Source organism: Curtobacterium poinsettiae (genome assembly GCF_047226435.1).
GTDB classification, from domain to species: Bacteria; Actinomycetota; Actinomycetes; order Actinomycetales; family Microbacteriaceae; genus Curtobacterium; species Curtobacterium poinsettiae.
Window position 1 is genome coordinate 1,771,707 of sequence record NZ_CP178434.1, and the last position, 16,322, is coordinate 1,788,028.

Consider the following 16,322-nt stretch of genomic DNA (forward strand, 5'->3'; position numbering starts at 1 on the left):
GTGTCCGACAGCGGAGAACGCTCCGAACAGGCGACCCAACAGCGGATGCGCGAGGTCCACGAGAAGGGCCAGGTCGGCCGTTCGCAGGACCTCGGCGCGTGGATCGGCATCGCCGTCGCGGCGCTCATGATCCCCGCCGCGATCGGCAACGCCGCCGCCGCCGGGCAGGACCAGCTGCTCGCCGTGCAGCGGGTCATCGAGGACCCGGAGCTCGGCGCCGTGCGGGCCCTGCTCGCGGACGCCCTCGGTTCGATGGGTGCGACCCTCGGCCCGATGCTCGCCGTGGTCGCGGTCGCCGTGCTGGCCGCCGCCGTCACGCAGGGCGGGGTGCACTTCCGGAAGATGACACCGCAGCCCGACCACTTCGATCCCGTGGCCGGACTGAAGCGCGTGTTCGGTACCCAGGCGCTCTGGAACGGCGCGAAGGCGCTGCTGAAGACCGCCGTCGTCGGGCTCGTCCTCTGGTTCGCGGTGCAGGGACTCATGCCGGTCCTGATGTCGAGCGGCTCGCTGCCGCTGTCGGCCGTGCTCGAGGCCGCCGCAGCCGGTTCGGGCACGCTGCTGCGCGCTGCGATCGTCGCCGGGCTCGTCCTCGCGGCACTCGACGTGTTCGTCGTCATCCGCCGCAACCGGAAGCGCACGATGATGACCAAGCGCGAGGTCAAGGACGAGAACAAGCGGAGCGACGGCGACCCCCTGGTGAAGTCGCAGCGCCGCTCCCGCCAGCTCGCGATGAGCCGCAACCGGATGATCCAGGCCATCGGCACCGCGGACGTCGTGATGACGAACCCGACCCACTACGCCGTCGCGATCAAGTACGAGCCGGGCAAGTCCGCGCCCCGGGTGGTCGCGAAGGGCGCCGGCCCGGTCGCCGACGTCATCCGTGCGCGTGCCGAGGAAGAGCGGGTGCCGATCGTCCGCGACGTCCCGCTCACCCGAGCGCTGCACGCCGCCTGCGAGCTCGGACACGAGATCCCCGTCAACCTGTACACCCCGGTGGCCCGCGTCCTGTCCTTCGTGATGGCGCTCAAGGCCCGCGGCACCGCCGCCGGCACGCACGCACCGCCGCGGCCGACCACCCCGGACGAGGTCGCGAGCGTCATCGACCCGGCCACCCTGACCGGTGACCTCCGCCCCCGCAAGCTCCGCCCACCGCGCATCGCAGAGAACCAGACCGAAGGACTCCCCGCATGAACCGCAAGGACCTGCCGAAGCTCGTCGTCCCGGTGTTCATCGTCGGCATCATCCTGCTGCTGATCCTGCCGGTGCCGTCGTTCCTGCTCGACTTCCTGATCATCATCAACATCCTGCTGGCGCTGGTGATCCTGCTCACGACGCTGTTCGTGAAGAAGCCGCTCGACTTCTCGGTGTTCCCGTCGCTGCTGCTCGTCGCGACGCTGTTCCGACTCGGCCTCAACGTCGCGTCGACCCGGCTGGTGCTCGGCGAGGGCTTCGCCGGCGACGTCATCCAGGCGTTCGGCCACGTCGCCGTCTCCGGGTCGATCATCATCGGCGCGGTCATCTTCCTGATCCTCATCGTCATCCAGTTCGTCGTCGTGACGAAGGGCGCCGAGCGCGTCGCCGAGGTCGGGGCACGGTTCACCCTCGACGCGATGCCGGGCAAGCAGATGGCGATCGACGCCGACCTCAACGCCGGGCTGATCACCGACCAGGAAGCCAAGGAGCGCCGCGCCGCCGTCTCCGCCGAGGCCGACTTCTACGGCGCGATGGACGGTGCGTCGAAGTTCGTCAAGGGCGACGCGATCGCCGGCATCCTCATCATCATCATCAACCTGATCGGCGGCATCGCCATCGGCATGCTGCAGAACGGACTGTCCGCCACCGACGCCCTGTCGAAGTACGGCATCCTGACGATCGGCGACGGCCTGGTCACACAGATCCCGGCGCTGCTCATGGCGGTCTCGACGGGCATGATCGTCACCCGTTCCGGCGCGGAGTCCGAGATGGGGTCCTCGGCCGCGACCCAGCTGTCGCAGTCGCGGAACGCCCTGATGATCGCCGGCGTCGCCGCGATCGCGATGGGCTTCATCCCCGGCATGCCGATCCTGCCCTTCCTGCTCGTCGGCGCCACCCTGCTGTTCACGGGCTGGCGCATCGGCCGGAACGCCGCCCGCGCCGAGGCCGACGCCGCCCAGCAGCAGGCGCTCGAGGCGGCGGCACCGACCGGTGACACCCCCGAGGACCTGCTCGAGCAGATGCGCGTCCACGCCCTCGAGATCCTGCTCGCCCCCGACCTGGTCGACATGGTGTCCGGCGCGTCCGACGACCTGCTCGGCCGCGTGCGGGCACTCCGCCGCAAGATCGCGATCGACATGGGCATCGTCGTCCCGCCGGTCCGGACCCGCGACTCGATCGACCTGCCGCCGTCGACCTACGCCATCCGCATCGCCGGTGTCGAGGCCGGTCGGGGCACCGCCCCCGCCCGCAGCGTCCTGGCGCTCGGCGACCACCTGGACGGCCTGCCCGGCACCTCGACCGTCGAGCCGGTGTTCGGCCTGACCGGCAAGTGGGTGCCCGCCGAACTCCGGCACGCCGCCGAGATGACCGGCGCGACCGTGATCGACCGTGTCTCCGTGCTCGTCACCTACCTGCAGGCCGTCATCGGCGACAACGCCGCACGCCTGCTCACCCGCGAGGACGTCAAGGTCCTCACCGAGGGCGTCAAGCAGGTCAACCCCGCCGCCGTCGAGGAACTCGTCCCCGGCATGCTCTCGATGGCCGAACTGCAGCGGGTGCTGCAGGGCCTGCTCGCCGAGCGCGTGCCGATCAACGACCTCGGCCGGATCTGCGAAGCCCTCACGCTCCGCGCCAAGGTGTCGACCGACCCCGAGGGGCTCGTCGAGTCCGCCCGCGCGGCCCTCGGACCGGCCCTCGCCGCCCGCCACACCGACGCCGGCACGCTGCGCGTCATCATGATCGACCCGATGCTCGAGCAGTCGATGCTCGAGGGGCTCCGGCCGTCCGAGCAGGGCAGCCAGATCGTCCTCGACGCCCACCGCATCGAGCAGGTCCTGGGCTCCGTCCGCGACGCCGTGCGCTCGGTGGAGGACCAGGGGCTCTCCGCCGTCCTGGTCTGCGCCCCGCAGCTCCGCCCGGCCGTGCACCGCATGGTCGCCGCCCAGTCGAACGGGCTCCCGGTGCTGTCGTACCAGGAGGCCACCGCCGCGGGCTCCACCATCGAGACCGTGGGAGTGGTCCGTGCCGCCGACCCGATTGCAGCGTAGCGGCGCCACGCTCGAGTCCCTCCGCGACGCGGTCCGGACCGAGTTCGGCGCGGGTGCACGGATCGTCGCGGCCGAACGCGTGACCACGCCGGGCTTCGGCGGGCTGTTCCGCAAGGCGCACGTCGAGGCCACCGTCGAGGTGCCGGAACCGGGGGACCAGCCCACCGCCCGGGTGGTCATCGCCGACTCGCCCGAGCAGCGCGTCGGCATCGCCGCGCTGCTCGCCGACGCCGAGGCGGCCGAGGCACGCATCGCCGGCACCGACGGCACCAGGGCGACGCGGGCCGACGCGTTCGCGTCGGTGCTCGACGGGTTCCAGGCGGACGGCATCACGACGAGCGCCCCGCGCCCGACGCGCGCCCCGTCCGAGCCGGACGTGCCCGCGGGGGTCGACCCGCGCCTCCAGGCCGCCGTCGACGCGGTCACCGAGACCCGGTCGGGAGGCCCGTCCCGCGTCCTCGACACGCCCTCGCCGGCACCGGTGGCCCGGCCCACCGCACCGGCGGTGCGGTCCGCGGACGGCGACCTGGTGCTCCTGGTCGGGCGGCCGAACGACGTCGACGCGGCCGCCGGACTCTTCGCGGTGCGGCACGCGCTCCGGCCGACGGACGCCGCCGAACGCCGGGCAGCCATCTTGGCCCGGGCGGACGGCGTCCGTGACGGGCACGCCGTGCTCGCGGTCGCCGCGTGGGACGACCTCGCGACGAGCGACGGGCTGCAGGCCGACCAGGTGTGGGTCGTGGTCGACGTCGGGCGCAAGCCCGAGGACTCGGCCGCGATGGTGTCCGCGGTGGCGTCGCGGCTGCCCGTGGTCGGGGTGGTCGCGATCGGTGCGGGGGAGACCGCCACGCCCGAGTCGGCGGACCTGCTGGGGCTCCCCGTCGTGTCGCTAGGCTGAACGGGTGCTGGTACTCACGCGGAAGGTCGGCGAGCGGATCCTCGTCGGCGACGACATCGTCATCACGGTGCTCGACTCCCGGGGCGACGGCGTCCGGATCGGCATCGACGCCCCGCGCGGCGTGAAGATCCAGCGGGAAGAGGTCGTGCGTGCGGTCGCCGAGGCGAACGCCGAGGCCGCTGCCGCCGGCGACGACGCCGAGGCGCAGCTGCGCGCGGCGCTCGGGGCACGTGGCGGGGCTGCCGCCGACGGCCCGGCCTCGTCCGCGCCGTCCGACTCCGCGCCGACCGACTCCTAGTCGTCCGGAGCAGCCACGCCCGTCACGGGCGCGGCCGCTCCTCCGATACGGGCGCGGCTGCGCGTCCGTCACGGACGGGGCTTCTTCTCCTGCTCCGGCAGGCGGCCGGCGGCGGCCTCGGCGGCGAACCAGGCACGAGCCTCGTCCTGTCGGGCCTGCTCGGCACCGAGCGCGATCGGCGCACGGACGTGACCCGGCTCGTAGCCGAAGGTCTCGAGCAGCTGCGGCACGATCGGACGCACCCGGGCGACGAGCCGGTCGACGTACGCCGACACCGCACGGGCACGCTGCGCCGACAGCCGGCCGTGCAGCAGGTACCAGTCCAGGTGCTGCTCGAGCAGGCCGAGCGCGAACAGGTCCCGCAGCCAGACGAGCACGCGGCGGGTGTCGCCCTCGGTCACCTCGTCGAGCGCCTCGGTGAAGGCGTCCCACTGCATGAGTTCGGCGTGGGCCTTGGACGCCTCGATGAGCTCGTGCTGCGAGCGGTTGAGCAGTCTGGCCGCGCGGGCGCGGTCCTTGCCGGCCGACGCCAGGCGCATCCCGATCTCGGCGACCATGGTGTCGACCCGACCGGCGAGCAGTTCCCGCTGCGTCCGGGGGTCCTGCAGGTCGGCGACGCTCGCGGCCAGCGAGCCGCGGTCGGCCACGGTCTGGCCGAGCCGACGGATGCCCGACGCGTCGGCGAGCTTCGACGCGGCGACGGCCGCCACGAACTTCGCGGTGGACGCCGGGTCCTTCGGGGCCTTCGCGCGGAACTCGGTGAGCAGGCGCTTGCCGACGAGCTGCAGCAGCACGGTGTTGTCGCCCTCGAACGTCACGTAGACGTCGAGGTCGGCGCGGAGCCCGGTCAGACGGTTCTCGGCGAGGAACCCGGCACCGCCGCAGGCCTCACGGGCTTCCTGCAGGGTGTCGAGCGCCGACCAGGTCGACATCGACTTGAACGCGGCCGCCTGGGTCTCCAGGTCCTCGCGTCGCTCCGGGGTGTCCTTCCGCCCGCTGAAGACGTCGTCGAAGGTGCGCAGGAGCTTCTCGTGCGCGAACGACTGCGCGAACACCGTCGCCAGGCGCGGGATCAGACGACGCTGGTGCCGGCCGTAGTCGAGCAGGACGCCCTCGGTGCCGTCGCCGGTCGGGAACTGGCGGCGCTGCATCGCGTAGGTCAGGGCGATCTGCAGCGCGATCTTCTGCGCGACGACCGCGGCGCCGTCGAGCGAGACCCGGCCCTGCACCAGGGTGCCGAGCATCGTGAAGAACCGGCGACCGGGCGAGGCGATCGGTGACGAGTAAGTACCGTCCGCGGCGACGTCGCCGTAGCGGTTCAGCAGGTTCGTGCGGGGGACCCGGACGTGATCGAACGCGAGCCGGCCGTTGTCGATGCCGTTCAGGCCGCCCTTCGGCCCGTCGTCCTCACCGCTCACACCGGGCAGGAACGCCCCCTCGACGTCGCGGAGCGGCACGTAGAACGCGTGCACGCCGTGGTCGACACCCGCGGTCACGAGCTTCGCGAACACGACGGCGGCGTGACCGTGCAAGGCCGCGTTGCCGATGTAGTCCTTCCACGCGCCACGGAACGGCGTGTGGATCTCGAACTCCTGGGTCGCGGGGTCGTACGTGGCCGTCGTCGCGATGCTCTGGACGTCCGAGCCGTGGCCGGTCTCGGTCATCGCGAAGCAGCCGGGGACCTCGAACGAGACGATGCCCGGCAGGAACTCACGGTGGTTCGCCTCGGTGCCCAGGTGGTGCACGGCGGAGCCGAACAGTCCCCACTGCACCCCGGCCTTGATCTGCATCGACGGGTCGGCGACGACGAGTTCCTCGAATGCCGCGATGTTGCCGCCGTGGTTGTCCTGGCCGCCGAACTCGGCGGGGTAGGGGCGCTGGATGGCACCGGCGTCGACCAGGGTGCGGAGCTGCTCGAGCACGCGTGCCCGGTGCTCGGGGATCGGCTGGCCCTCGATCTTCTGCATCGCGGGGTCGAGCGCCAGGCGGCGGGAGATCCGGCGGTCCTCGGCCCAGCGTCCGAGCAGGAGCTCCTGCACCAGTTCGACGTCGATGTGGACATCGGTGTCGGTGCCGGCGGTCGGGGTGCCCGCTGCCGGGTCGCCGGCGGCGTCGGCGTTCGGCGCGGCGTGCTGCGCGGCGTTCTTCGCGTCGACGTCCGGCGCGGTGTCGCTGCCGCTGGCGGGGGTGGTGCGCTGGGCGGGTGCGGTGTCGACCATGGGCGGAGTCCTCCTGAACTGCGGTGTCCGTGTTGCACCGTCCACGCTAGACACCCCTGCCGACAGTGGCGGGAACGCCGTGCGGGCCGCACAACCCCGTGTCGTCGGTGCCGTCACGGCGTCGTGGGAACCCTCCAAAGAGATGAGGCGTGTTCGACGATTGGGCGCGCCCGGCCGCCCGGGGGCAGACTTGCCGCCATGTCACGTACCACCCCCGCGGACCGCGAAGCCCGTCCCGGACGCACCTTCTTCGGGCAACCGTTCGAGCTGTCGACACCGTTCGCGGTGGAGCTCTGGGAGCGGTTCTCGTTCTACGGGATGCAGGGCATCGTCCTCATCTACATGTACTACTCCCTGACGCAGGGCGGTCTGGGGATCGACAAGGGCATCGCCACCGGCATCATGGGTGCCTACGGCGGCGCGGTCTACCTGTTCACGATCATCGGGGCGTGGATCGCCGACCGGCTGATCGGCGCGGACCGCACCCTGTTCGGCAGCGCGATCGTCGTGATGCTCGGACACATCGCCCTCGCGCTCATCCCCGGGGTGGCCGGGGTCGGGGTCGGCCTCGTGCTGATCGCGCTGGGCTCCGGCGGGCTCAAGGCCACCGCCACCACGATCGTCGGCGGTCTGTACAGCCGCGAGGACCCCCGACGCGACGCCGGCTTCTCGCTCTACTACCTCGGCGTGAACCTCGGCGCGTTCTTCGGGCCGCTGCTCACCGGGCTGCTGCAGAGCTCGCTCGGCTTCCACTGGGGCTTCGGCCTGGCCGCGGTCGGCATGGCCGCCGGCCTGGTGCAGTACGCGATCCGGCGGAGGAAGCTGCCCGAGGTGGTCCGGCACGTCGCCAACCCCGTCGACCGCCGCCGGCTGCCCCTGATCGGTGCGGGCGTCATCGTCGCACTCGTCGTCATCGTCATCGCCGTGCTGACCGGCCTGCTGAACGTCGGCAACCTGCCCACCGTCGTCGTGGTCGTCGTCGTGCTGGCCACCATCGGGTACTTCGTCGTCATCCTGTCGAGCGGCATCACCCGCGACGAGCGGTCGCGCGTCTTCGCGTTCATCCCGCTGTTCATCGGCAGCGCCGTGTTCTGGTCGCTGTACCAGCAGCAGTTCACCGTCGTGACGGTCTACTCCGACCAGCGGCTCGACCGCTCCCTGTTCGGCTGGGAGATGCCGGTGTCCTGGGTGCAGTCGATCAACCCGATCTTCATCATCGTGCTGTCCGGCGTCTTCGCGGCCCTGTGGACCAAGCTCGGCGACCGCCAGCCGTCCACCCCGACGAAGTTCGCGCTCGGCACCGGGATCATGGGGCTCGCGTTCCTGCTGTTCCTGCCGTTCGTCGGCTCGGGCGAGAACGGCACGCCGCTGCTCGCACTCGTCGGCATCCTGCTGGTGTTCACCCTCGCCGAACTGCTGCTCTCGCCCGTCGGTCAGTCCGTCGCCACGAAGCTCGCGCCGCCGAAGTTCCAGACCCAGATGGTCGCGCTGTTCTTCCTGTCGGTGTCGCTCGGCACCGCCGTCACCGGGGTGCTGTCCCGGTACTACGACCCGTCGAACGAGGCCCCGTACTTCACGATCCTCGGCCTGGTCGCCGTCGCGGTGGGCGTGGTCCTGCTGATCCTGGCCAAGCCGGTGCTGCGGCTCATGCGCGGCATCCGGTAACCTGAGCGGAGCCACACGCCGAAGCAACCAAGGAGTCACCACCCATGCTCGAACTCATCGCAGGGATCATCATCGGCGTCGGCGTCCTCGGCGGCGTCGGGTGCTGCATGGCCGTCGCAGCCATGATGAAGAGCGGCTCCGAAGAGTACTGAGTCCCTGACCCGGACTACTCGCCGCTGTCGGTCGTGACCGGCACCAGCTGACGACTCAGGACGGTCGCGCGCTCGAAGGGGCCGCGGCCGTCCTTCGTGTACACGGGCTCCTCGAACGCGACGGTCCACGTGCGCTGTGTCCCGCCGATCTGGCTCCCGCCGGGAGCCACGATCACCCCGATCGGCTCGTCGGCCCACTGCTCGCCACCCCGATCGGTGTCGACGACCTGCACGAGGGCACCGATGCCGAGACCGGCAGCGTCGTCGGGGCGGGGACTGGGGGAGCGGCGGCGTCCGAACACGCCATCACCGTAGCGTCGGGCGGTCAGGGAACGTCTGTGCGGCGCCTGCCGACACGCTGACGGCCCCGCTGCCGGGTGGTCAGGACACCCCGCCGTGCGAGCGCCGAGCGGTCGCAGACCGTCGGCGACGCGGCCTCCATCCGACGGTTCGTGACCAGCGCGCGAAGGTGAGCGGGGTGTTGCGACCTGCGGGACGACGGCCGGGAGGTGCGTGGCGGGCCCGCGCCGCGCCTCCCGGCCGCCGTCGGTCACCCCAGGACACCCCGCCGGGTGGTCAGGACACCCCGTCGGCATCGCGGCGATTGGTCACCAACTGTCGGCGGCGGCGCCGCCAGGCGTCACTTCGTGACCAGCGCGCGAAGGTGAGCGGGGTGTTGTGACCTGCCCACCAGCGGCCGGGAGGTGCGGCGCGGGCCCGCGCCGCGCCTCCAGACCGTCATCGTGACCCCAGGACACCCCGCCGGGTGGTCAGGACACCCCGTCGGCATCGCGTCGGGTGGTCACGAAGTGTCGGCGGTGGCGCAGCGAGGCGTCACTTCGTGACCAGCGCGCGAAGGTGAGCGGGGTGTTGCGACCGGCGGGACGACGGTCGGGAGGCGCGTGGCGGGCCCGCGCCGCGCCTCCGGGCCACTGTTGGGCGCGTCCAGAGCGCGGCCCGGGTGGTCAGGACACCCCGCCTGGAGCGCGTCGGCCGGTCACGAAGTGTCGGCTGCGGCGCCGCCAGGCGACGGTTCGTGACCACTCGGCCAACCTGAGCGGGGTGTTGCGACCAGCCCGCGACCACCCCGCGACCACCCCCGCCCGCGTCAGACGGCTGCCGGCTCCACCCGGGCGATCTCGGTGATGGACGAGTGGCCCGTCTCGGGGTGCTTCCGCATCGACAGCAGCCGCTCCATCGACGGTTCGAGCGCCGTGACCTTGTCGAGCGGCGCGCTCACGACGAGCTGGAACCCGAGCCGGAGCCACGCGGTGACGGCACGGCCGGCGAACTCCGAGTCCGCCTTGATGAACGCCTCGTCGAGGAACACCGGCGCGAACCGGGGCCGGGGACGGGTCTCGTCACCGAGCTGGTAGCGCAGCGCGGCGCCGACGATGAACGCCACGAGCTCCTGCGTCTCACCACCGGACTTGTCACCGAGCGACGAGTACACGCCGAGGTCGTTGCCGTCGGTGTCGTACCGGACCGCCGTGATCTCCATGTGCCGCCGGACGTCGAGCACCGCGTCGCGCTGGGTGGTGCGGCCACGGGCGGCGTCCGGGTCGGGCCGGATGACGGCCATGAAGCGCCGGAGCCGTCGGAACCGGGTCTCGAGCACGTCGTCGGTCAGCTCGGTGTCGACCGAGGCGGACAGGGCGCGGAGCTCGCGGCGGAACGCGGTGACGTCCTCGCGGGTGACCCGGCGGATCTGGATCTTCAGGCGGTCCCGGTTCGCGCCGAACGGCAGCTCCCGCAGGATCTCGTTGACCGGCTCGAGGCGCTCCTCGATCTCGACGACGGCGCGGTCGAAGGCGCCGGCGAGCGGGACGAGGTCCTCGCCGCTCCACTGCGACAGGCGCCGACGCCATTCGCTCCGACGCGCGTGCAGGCCGGTCGCCACGATCTGTTCGAGGATCGCGTGGTAATCGGGGTACGACGCGACGCCGGTGCCGAGGTTCGGGTCGGGCCAGGCATCCTGGTACCGCTGGAACGTCAGCGTCAACGAGGTCGAGGCCGCCGCAGCGCCGTCGAGGGCCTGGGAGAGCCGCTCCTCGAGCCGACGCTTCAGCCGTCGCGTGGCGTCGTCGAACCCGTCGACGCCGTCCGGCGCACCGATCTCCTCGAAGGTCTCCTCGAGCAGGCGGGCCTGCTGGTCGTCCGGCAGCGAACCGGGCGAGGACTCGAAGCGCTCCAGGATCTCGGCGGCGGCGTCCTGGCCGTCGACGAGCACCGCGTGGCGCTCCTCGAGCCGCTGCACGGACAGCCGTGCGGCGGAGCGGCGGTCGGCAGCCTCGTCCAGCGACTTGCGCAGCCGGGCGACCGAGGCCCGGAGCGTCCGGAGGCCGTCGTCGGCGGCGAGCAGTGCCTGCCGTTCCTCGTCGAGCCGGGCGAGGGAGGCGCCCAACCCGTCGACGTCGATCGCCGCCCACGTGGCGTCGACCACGTGCTGGTGGGCGGCGCGGAGCACGTCGAGCGCGGTGAGGTCCTGTGCGACGTCGGTGCGGCGTGCCTCGAGCGTCGCGAGGTCCTCGGCGATCGAGGCGAGCTCCTGCTCGACCGCGGCGACGCGGGCCTCGTTCGTGAACCCGATGACGTTCGACTGCCGGCGGTCACCGTGCGCGCCACGACGGCCGTCGCGCAGCTGCCCGGACTCGGTGACCCGGCGGCCACCACCGCCCAGGTCCGATGCCGAGGCGACACAGCGGGCATCGGTGCGGTCCGACTCGATCCGCTCGCGCACCCACGTGCTGAACGGCGACGGCTTGATCGCGAGCTTGCCGGAGACCATGGCCGGGTCGCCGTCGAGGTCGAGGTGCGGGCCGGTCGGCACACCCTCGAACTGCACGCGAACGGGCAGGCGAAGTGCGTCGATCGCCTCGCTGAAGTCGCCGAGGCGGTCCTGGTCGACGAGCAGCGTGCGGGCGACGGGCGCCAGGACGGACTCGATGGCCGTGCGCCAGCGCTCCTCGCCGGGCAGCACGTCGAGCAGCTCCGCCACGAAGGGCAGCTCGGCCGGGTCGATGCCGGCGGCACGCGCCATCGCGAGCCGGGCCTCGTGCATCGGCAGCGGCATGGCGCCCTGCCGGTGCTCGAGCGACTGGCGCTCCTGCCGCAGGGACCGTTCGCGGTCGAGGAGCGGGTACTCCTCGCGGGTCAGGGCGTCGCGCCGCTCATCGAGCGCGGTGCGGGCGTCGGCGTACGACCCGAGGAACTCGTGCGAGCTGCGCTGCGCGGCAGTGAAGTCGGCCTCGGTCGCGACGGACGTGCCCAGCACGGCGGTCCGTTCGTCGAACGTCGCCCGGGTCCGGACGACCCCGTCGCGCTCCCGGGTGAGCCGCTCGATGCGGTCCTCGAGCTGGGCGAGCGCGTTGCCGCCCTGGTCGCGGAGTCGGGCCTCGGCGTCGCGCAGCTCGATCTCGACGGCGGCGTGCCGGGCTTCAGCCGCGGCCACCTCGGCGCGCGATGCCGTGCGCTCGCGAGCGTTGCGCGACACCTCGGCGTCGAGCAGGTCACGCTTCCGCGAGGCCGTCCAGTGCGCGAACGGCGACACCTCGGCACCGGTGGCGATGCCGTCCAGGGCCGCTGCGGCCTCGGTCGCGCGCGAGATCTCGTCGTGCAGGTCGGTGATGGGGGAGAGGATGCGGACCTTGCGCTCCTCGGTGTCCATCGCCTCGTACGCCTCGTCGAGGGCGGAGAAGTGCGCGAGCGCCCGGTCGGCCGCCTCGTACGTGCCGGGGGTCTCGAGCACGAGCGACTTGTACAGCGCGTCGACCGTCGGCAGGTGCTGGCCGGCCTGGATCCGCGCGAGCAGGCGCATCGCCCGGTTGCCGCCACCGGAGTCACCGATGCCGAGCCGCGTCTGCAGCGTGTACGCGAGCTCCTGGTAGGTGTCGCGGATGACGAGCCCCGGCACGCGGCCGGTCAGCTCGAGGTGGTGGAACCGCGACGGCACGAACTCCTCGAGCCGGCGCAGGTCGAAGGTGTCGTCGACGGTCGCCATGGTCATCTGGATGTCACCGACCCCGCGGGCACGCTTCGGCACGATGTACGCGCGCAGCACCGTGAAGCGTCGCTCGTCGTCGTTCCGGAACGTGACCGCCGCCGCGCCCCACGTGGTCTGGTCGTCGCCGCGCAGGTTCACGTCGCGCAGGCTGCCGGTCTCCGGGTCGCGCCGGGTGTCGACCTTGCCGCGCAGGTACGTGAGCAGGTTGCGCTGGTCGGCGCTGCGGGCGCGGCCGGTGGTGGCGTCGTTCGAGGCGCCGTTGAACGGCACGTCGGACGGCATCATCACGGCCAGGTAGGCGTCCATCAGCGTGGACTTGCCGGTGCCCGAGGCACCGGAGATGAGCGTCGCCGTGCCGGACAGTTCGACCTGCCGGTGGCCGTGGAACCCACCCCAGTTGACGACCTGCATCGACTCGGCGCGCCACTGCGCGACCGTGTCGAAGAGCGCCGGGATCTCGAACGTGTCGGTCACGCTTCCGTCTCGCCTTCGTCGTCGGTGTCGGTCTCGGCTTCGCCGTCTGCCGGGAGGCCCGGGTCGTCCCCGTCGGTCGGCTCGCCGCCCGGGGCGGTCGCCTCGTCCTGCGCGGTGGTGGTCCGCAACCAGGCGTCCAGTTCGAGCAGGCGCTCCAGGGGGAGCAGCACCTCGACGACGCTCGCCACCCGGAAGCGGTCCGGGTCTGACGTGCGGATCAGGATGCGCGCCGTCACGAGCCGCTCGATCGCCTTCGCGACCCGGCCCTCGTCGCGGGTGCGGTCGGTCGCGGTCGCCGGACGGAAGCCCGCCACGTGCCCGAGGATCTCGGAGCGGTCGACGACGACCTGGTCCGGGCCCGGTCGGGCGTCGGCGCGCAGACGCATCCGCAGGTAGACGAGGACGATCGTCTCCTCGCGGGTGTACGGCAGGTCGCGGAGCAGGGTCGGGAACGTGCGGCGCTGGCTCTCCGAGCGGGCCTGGCGCTTCCAGGCGACCTCGCGGTCACGGTCGACGTGCAGCTCGAGGAACAGGTCGTTCAGGCGCGACCGCAGCTGGTACTCGGCGTCGAGCACGGCACGCCACTCGTCGGGGTGCGTGCGGGAGCTGACGTACGAGTGCCGGAGCAGCGCCACCAGGGCGCGCCGCTGGTGCTCGTCGAGCCGGCCCTCGTCGCCCTCGAAGAGGGCGAAGCTGGACTCGTCACGCTCGTCGTCCTGCATCACGGATGCGGGGTCGTCGTAGGGGACCGTGTCGTCGACCGGTGCCGGCGTCGTGTCGCTCACCGTGCCTCCTGTGCGTTCTCGTCGTGTGCGTCGCCGACCGGAGTGCGCTCGTCGTCGAGCGCAGCGGTGGGCATCTGGAAGGTGATCGCGGTGCCGTCGGGACGCACCGTCCGGTGCTCGGCGACGTGGGCGGCCGACTCGAAGTCCTCGTGCCCCGTCAGCAGGTGCGCGAGGCCGAACAGCTCGACCGGCCGGCGCTGCTCCGGTGGCAGCCCGTGGAACGCGTCGACGCTGGAGTCAGCCTCGGCGAAGCGCAGCGCCGCGCGCAGCTCGGTCAGCAGCGGCCCGCCGTGCTTGCGGAGCATCTCGACGTCGAGGTCCTCGAAGACGTCGTCGTCGGGCTCCTCGATGGGCGGCGGTACGGACTCGGCGTCCGGATCGTAGAAGCGCTCGCGCAGCGTGCCGACCTCGGCGGCAGCCGGCAGGAGCGGCAGCGGGATCCGGTCACGCGCGCCGCCCTGGTCCATCAGGGTGGCGAGGCCGCGGTTTATCGAGCGGAGCACGGCGTCGAGCTCGCGGTCGCGCACCACGTCGTGGGCGACGATCTGGTCGCGGAGCGTGGCGGTGAGCTGACGGCGCTGGGCGAGCACGTCCTCGATGCCCTGGCGCAGGATCGTCACGGTGTTGCGGAAGGCCCGACGCTCGCTAGCTCCGAGGCCCTGCGCGAACGGGTGCGCCAGGATCGTCGCGATGTCATCGCGGAGCCGCAGGAGCAGTGCGTCGTCGCGCAGCAGTTCGAAGGCGCCCTCGAAGGCACGGCCCTCGGGTGTTGCCTCCATCAGGTTGTCGGTGCGGGCCAGGTAGTCGTCGAGGATCTCGCCGATCGGGCGGACCTCTTGCCGGAAGTCCTCGACGATCGAGCGGTGCATCGTCGCGACCGCCTCTTCCACGCGCTTGAAGTCGCTCGGGAGCTGCCGGATCAGGTCGGAGATGTTGGTGTACCCGTCGCGCATCCGGTCGTCGTCCACCGCCACGACGTCGTCACCGTGCTCCAGGCGTGCACGCTCGGACTGCAGCTCGGCGATCTGGGCGTCGATCCGTCGGATCTGCACGTCGGGGTCCGGCTCGGCACGGGCCGCCCACCGGTGCACCGCGTCGACGATCATCGCCAGCCGGCTCTCGCTGATCAGGGCGCGGTCGGCCGACAGGGCGTCGACGAGGCTCAGCGCTTCGAGCGCGTGGCTCGTCAGGGAGTACTGCTCGTCGCCGTCGGGGGAGTTCGAGCGGACGAGCCACTGGGCGCCGACCCACTCGCGGCACAGGGCGCGGCCGTTCGGGCGGGCCTCCTGCTCACCGTCGGACTGTTCGGTGTCGGCTTGTTTACTGGCCGTCGGCACCGCCTGGTCGCTGGCGGGCACGCGGGCACCCGCTGCCTGCAGGCGCGCAACGTGCTCCTCGACCTGCAGGTGCATGCGGTCGGCGGGGACGTACTGCACGTCGCGGTCGAAGACCGTGCGGAACACGGCGAGGACCGTGGCGCTGGTCGGCCGGGACATGAGCCGCAGGGTCGGACGGTCGAGGACCGCTCGGACCCGGGCGAACTCGAGGTCGACGTCGGTCATGCGCCCCTTCGTCCGATCGTGCTGGTGGTCTGGCCCGCGTGCTGCGGCCTGATGAGATGACAAGAGCCCGACGCTGCTGCGTCGGGCTCTTGTCAGTGGTGTTCGTGTTGCTGTGTGGGCGATACCAGACTCGAACTGATGACCTCTTCGGTGTGAACGAAGCGCGCTACCAACTGCGCCAATCGCCCCCTGCACTGTTCGTGCGGATCGATACTAGCGGAAGTCCGGCGACGCATCGAACACATCGCGCGGCCCGGGTGTGGCGCGCTGTCCGCAGGGGGCGCCGAACCGCCCCGATCCGCATGAACTCGGGGGACACGCCCGGTGAACGGGAAGGATTTTGGTGGAAGTGCCCCGGTGCGTATAGAGTTTACGTCGTCGCCGCGACAGCGGAACGACAAGTGCGGATGTGGCGCAGTGGTAGCGCATCACCTTGCCAAGGTGAGGGTCGCGAGTTCGAATCTCGTCATCCGCTCGAGTGTGGGTCTTCTCGAAGGCCCGTGACTCACCAGAGGGTATCCCACCGTTCGGGTACTCACGGAGACGTGAACCTCGATGGTGGGGTGGCCGAGAGGCTAGGCAGCGGCCTGCAAAGCCGTCCACGCGGGTTCGAATCCCGTCCCCACCTCCAGATCCACCCTCCAAGACCTTGATGGACTCCGGTCCACACAGGGACTTGGGCGATTGGCGCAGCGGTAGCGCGCTTCCCTGACACGGAAGAGGTCACTGGTTCGATCCCAGTATCGCCCACCACCACGGAGCCCCCGGCAGGACCACCAGGTCCGGTCGGGGGCTTTTGTCGTTCCAAGGGTGGCCGGATGGGCCGGTCCGCGGACCCGGCACGGATCCGGCGACGGCGACTCCGTCGGCGGTCTTCGCTGCATCGGTCTGACTCGAGCTGTTGTGCTCGTGTCGGCCCGTTGCTTCCCGACATCTGATCAGCGGCTGCGTGGGTGGAGCGCTCGAGTGGGGTGGGCAGGCGACCACCGGCATGGCGGTAGCGTGGAGGGACAGCACTCTC

General features: G+C 71.8%; 10 protein-coding genes and 4 tRNA genes. 8 read left to right on the top strand and 6 right to left on the bottom strand.

The genetic code is table 11. The annotated features are described in order from the left end of the window. From ACL00U_RS08425 to csrA, 4 genes are read left to right on the top strand one after another with little or no spacing between them, the layout of a single operon-like run. On the top strand, positions 1-1,194 hold the full coding sequence (locus tag ACL00U_RS08425; protein WP_412874057.1) for a flagellar biosynthesis protein FlhB: 1,194 nt from the start codon (positions 1-3) through the stop codon (positions 1,192-1,194). Next, entirely contained in the window at positions 1,191-3,245 is a 2,055-nt protein-coding gene (locus ACL00U_RS08430; protein WP_412874058.1) for a flagellar biosynthesis protein FlhA, read from the top strand. The genes ACL00U_RS08425 and ACL00U_RS08430 overlap by 4 nt, the downstream gene beginning before the upstream one ends. After that, complete coding sequence (locus ACL00U_RS08435; protein WP_412874059.1) at positions 3,220-4,143, top strand: hypothetical protein; 924 nt, start codon at positions 3,220-3,222, stop codon at positions 4,141-4,143. Before ACL00U_RS08430 ends, ACL00U_RS08435 begins: the two co-directional genes overlap by 26 nt. 4 nt (positions 4,144-4,147) lie before the next feature. Next, positions 4,148-4,441, top strand: coding sequence for a carbon storage regulator CsrA (csrA, locus tag ACL00U_RS08440; protein WP_056068561.1), 294 nt, complete (start codon positions 4,148-4,150; stop codon positions 4,439-4,441). A 68-nt stretch (positions 4,442-4,509) separates the two neighbouring features. Here the strand turns inward: csrA and ACL00U_RS08445 are convergent, their stop codons facing one another. Then, on the bottom strand, positions 4,510-6,660 hold the full coding sequence (locus tag ACL00U_RS08445) for an acyl-CoA dehydrogenase (protein ID WP_071250795.1): 2,151 nt from the start codon (positions 6,658-6,660) through the stop codon (positions 4,510-4,512). A gap of 198 nt (positions 6,661-6,858) precedes the next feature. On the opposite strand from ACL00U_RS08445, the gene ACL00U_RS08450 reads away from it, so the two are divergent. Then, positions 6,859-8,325 carry a peptide MFS transporter gene (locus ACL00U_RS08450; protein ID WP_017887427.1) on the top strand — a complete coding sequence of 489 codons (1,467 nt, stop codon included), beginning with the start codon at positions 6,859-6,861 and terminating at the stop codon, positions 8,323-8,325. Between the two features lie 166 nt (positions 8,326-8,491). Here ACL00U_RS08450 and ACL00U_RS08455 read toward each other — a convergent pair whose 3' ends face one another. The 5 genes from ACL00U_RS08455 to ACL00U_RS08475 form a co-directional block, all read right to left on the bottom strand. Further along, positions 8,492-8,779, bottom strand: coding sequence for a hypothetical protein (locus ACL00U_RS08455; RefSeq protein WP_412874060.1), 288 nt, complete (start codon positions 8,777-8,779; stop codon positions 8,492-8,494). An 806-nt stretch (positions 8,780-9,585) separates the two neighbouring features. Beyond that, positions 9,586-12,954 carry an ATP-binding protein gene (locus ACL00U_RS08460; RefSeq protein WP_194590894.1) on the bottom strand — a complete coding sequence of 1,123 codons (3,369 nt, stop codon included), beginning with the start codon at positions 12,952-12,954 and terminating at the stop codon, positions 9,586-9,588. Further along, a complete protein-coding gene (locus ACL00U_RS08465; protein WP_017887423.1) occupies positions 12,951-13,739 on the bottom strand; it encodes a DUF4194 domain-containing protein in 789 nt (262 codons plus the stop codon). The genes ACL00U_RS08460 and ACL00U_RS08465 overlap by 4 nt, the downstream gene beginning before the upstream one ends. Then, a complete protein-coding gene (locus tag ACL00U_RS08470) occupies positions 13,736-15,301 on the bottom strand; it encodes a DUF3375 family protein (RefSeq protein ID WP_194590895.1) in 1,566 nt (521 codons plus the stop codon). The genes ACL00U_RS08465 and ACL00U_RS08470 overlap by 4 nt, the downstream gene beginning before the upstream one ends. 115 nt (positions 15,302-15,416) lie before the next feature. After that, a tRNA-Val gene (locus tag ACL00U_RS08475) sits at positions 15,417-15,489 on the bottom strand. A gap of 215 nt (positions 15,490-15,704) precedes the next feature. Here ACL00U_RS08475 and ACL00U_RS08480 point away from each other — a divergent pair. From ACL00U_RS08480 to ACL00U_RS08490, 3 genes are all read left to right on the top strand, one after another. Then, a tRNA-Gly gene (locus ACL00U_RS08480) sits at positions 15,705-15,776 on the top strand. Between the two features lie 82 nt (positions 15,777-15,858). Continuing rightward, positions 15,859-15,932 (top strand) — tRNA-Cys (locus ACL00U_RS08485). 47 nt (positions 15,933-15,979) lie between these two features. Further along, a tRNA-Val gene (locus ACL00U_RS08490) sits at positions 15,980-16,054 on the top strand. The last annotated feature ends 268 nt before the right edge of the window (positions 16,055-16,322 follow it).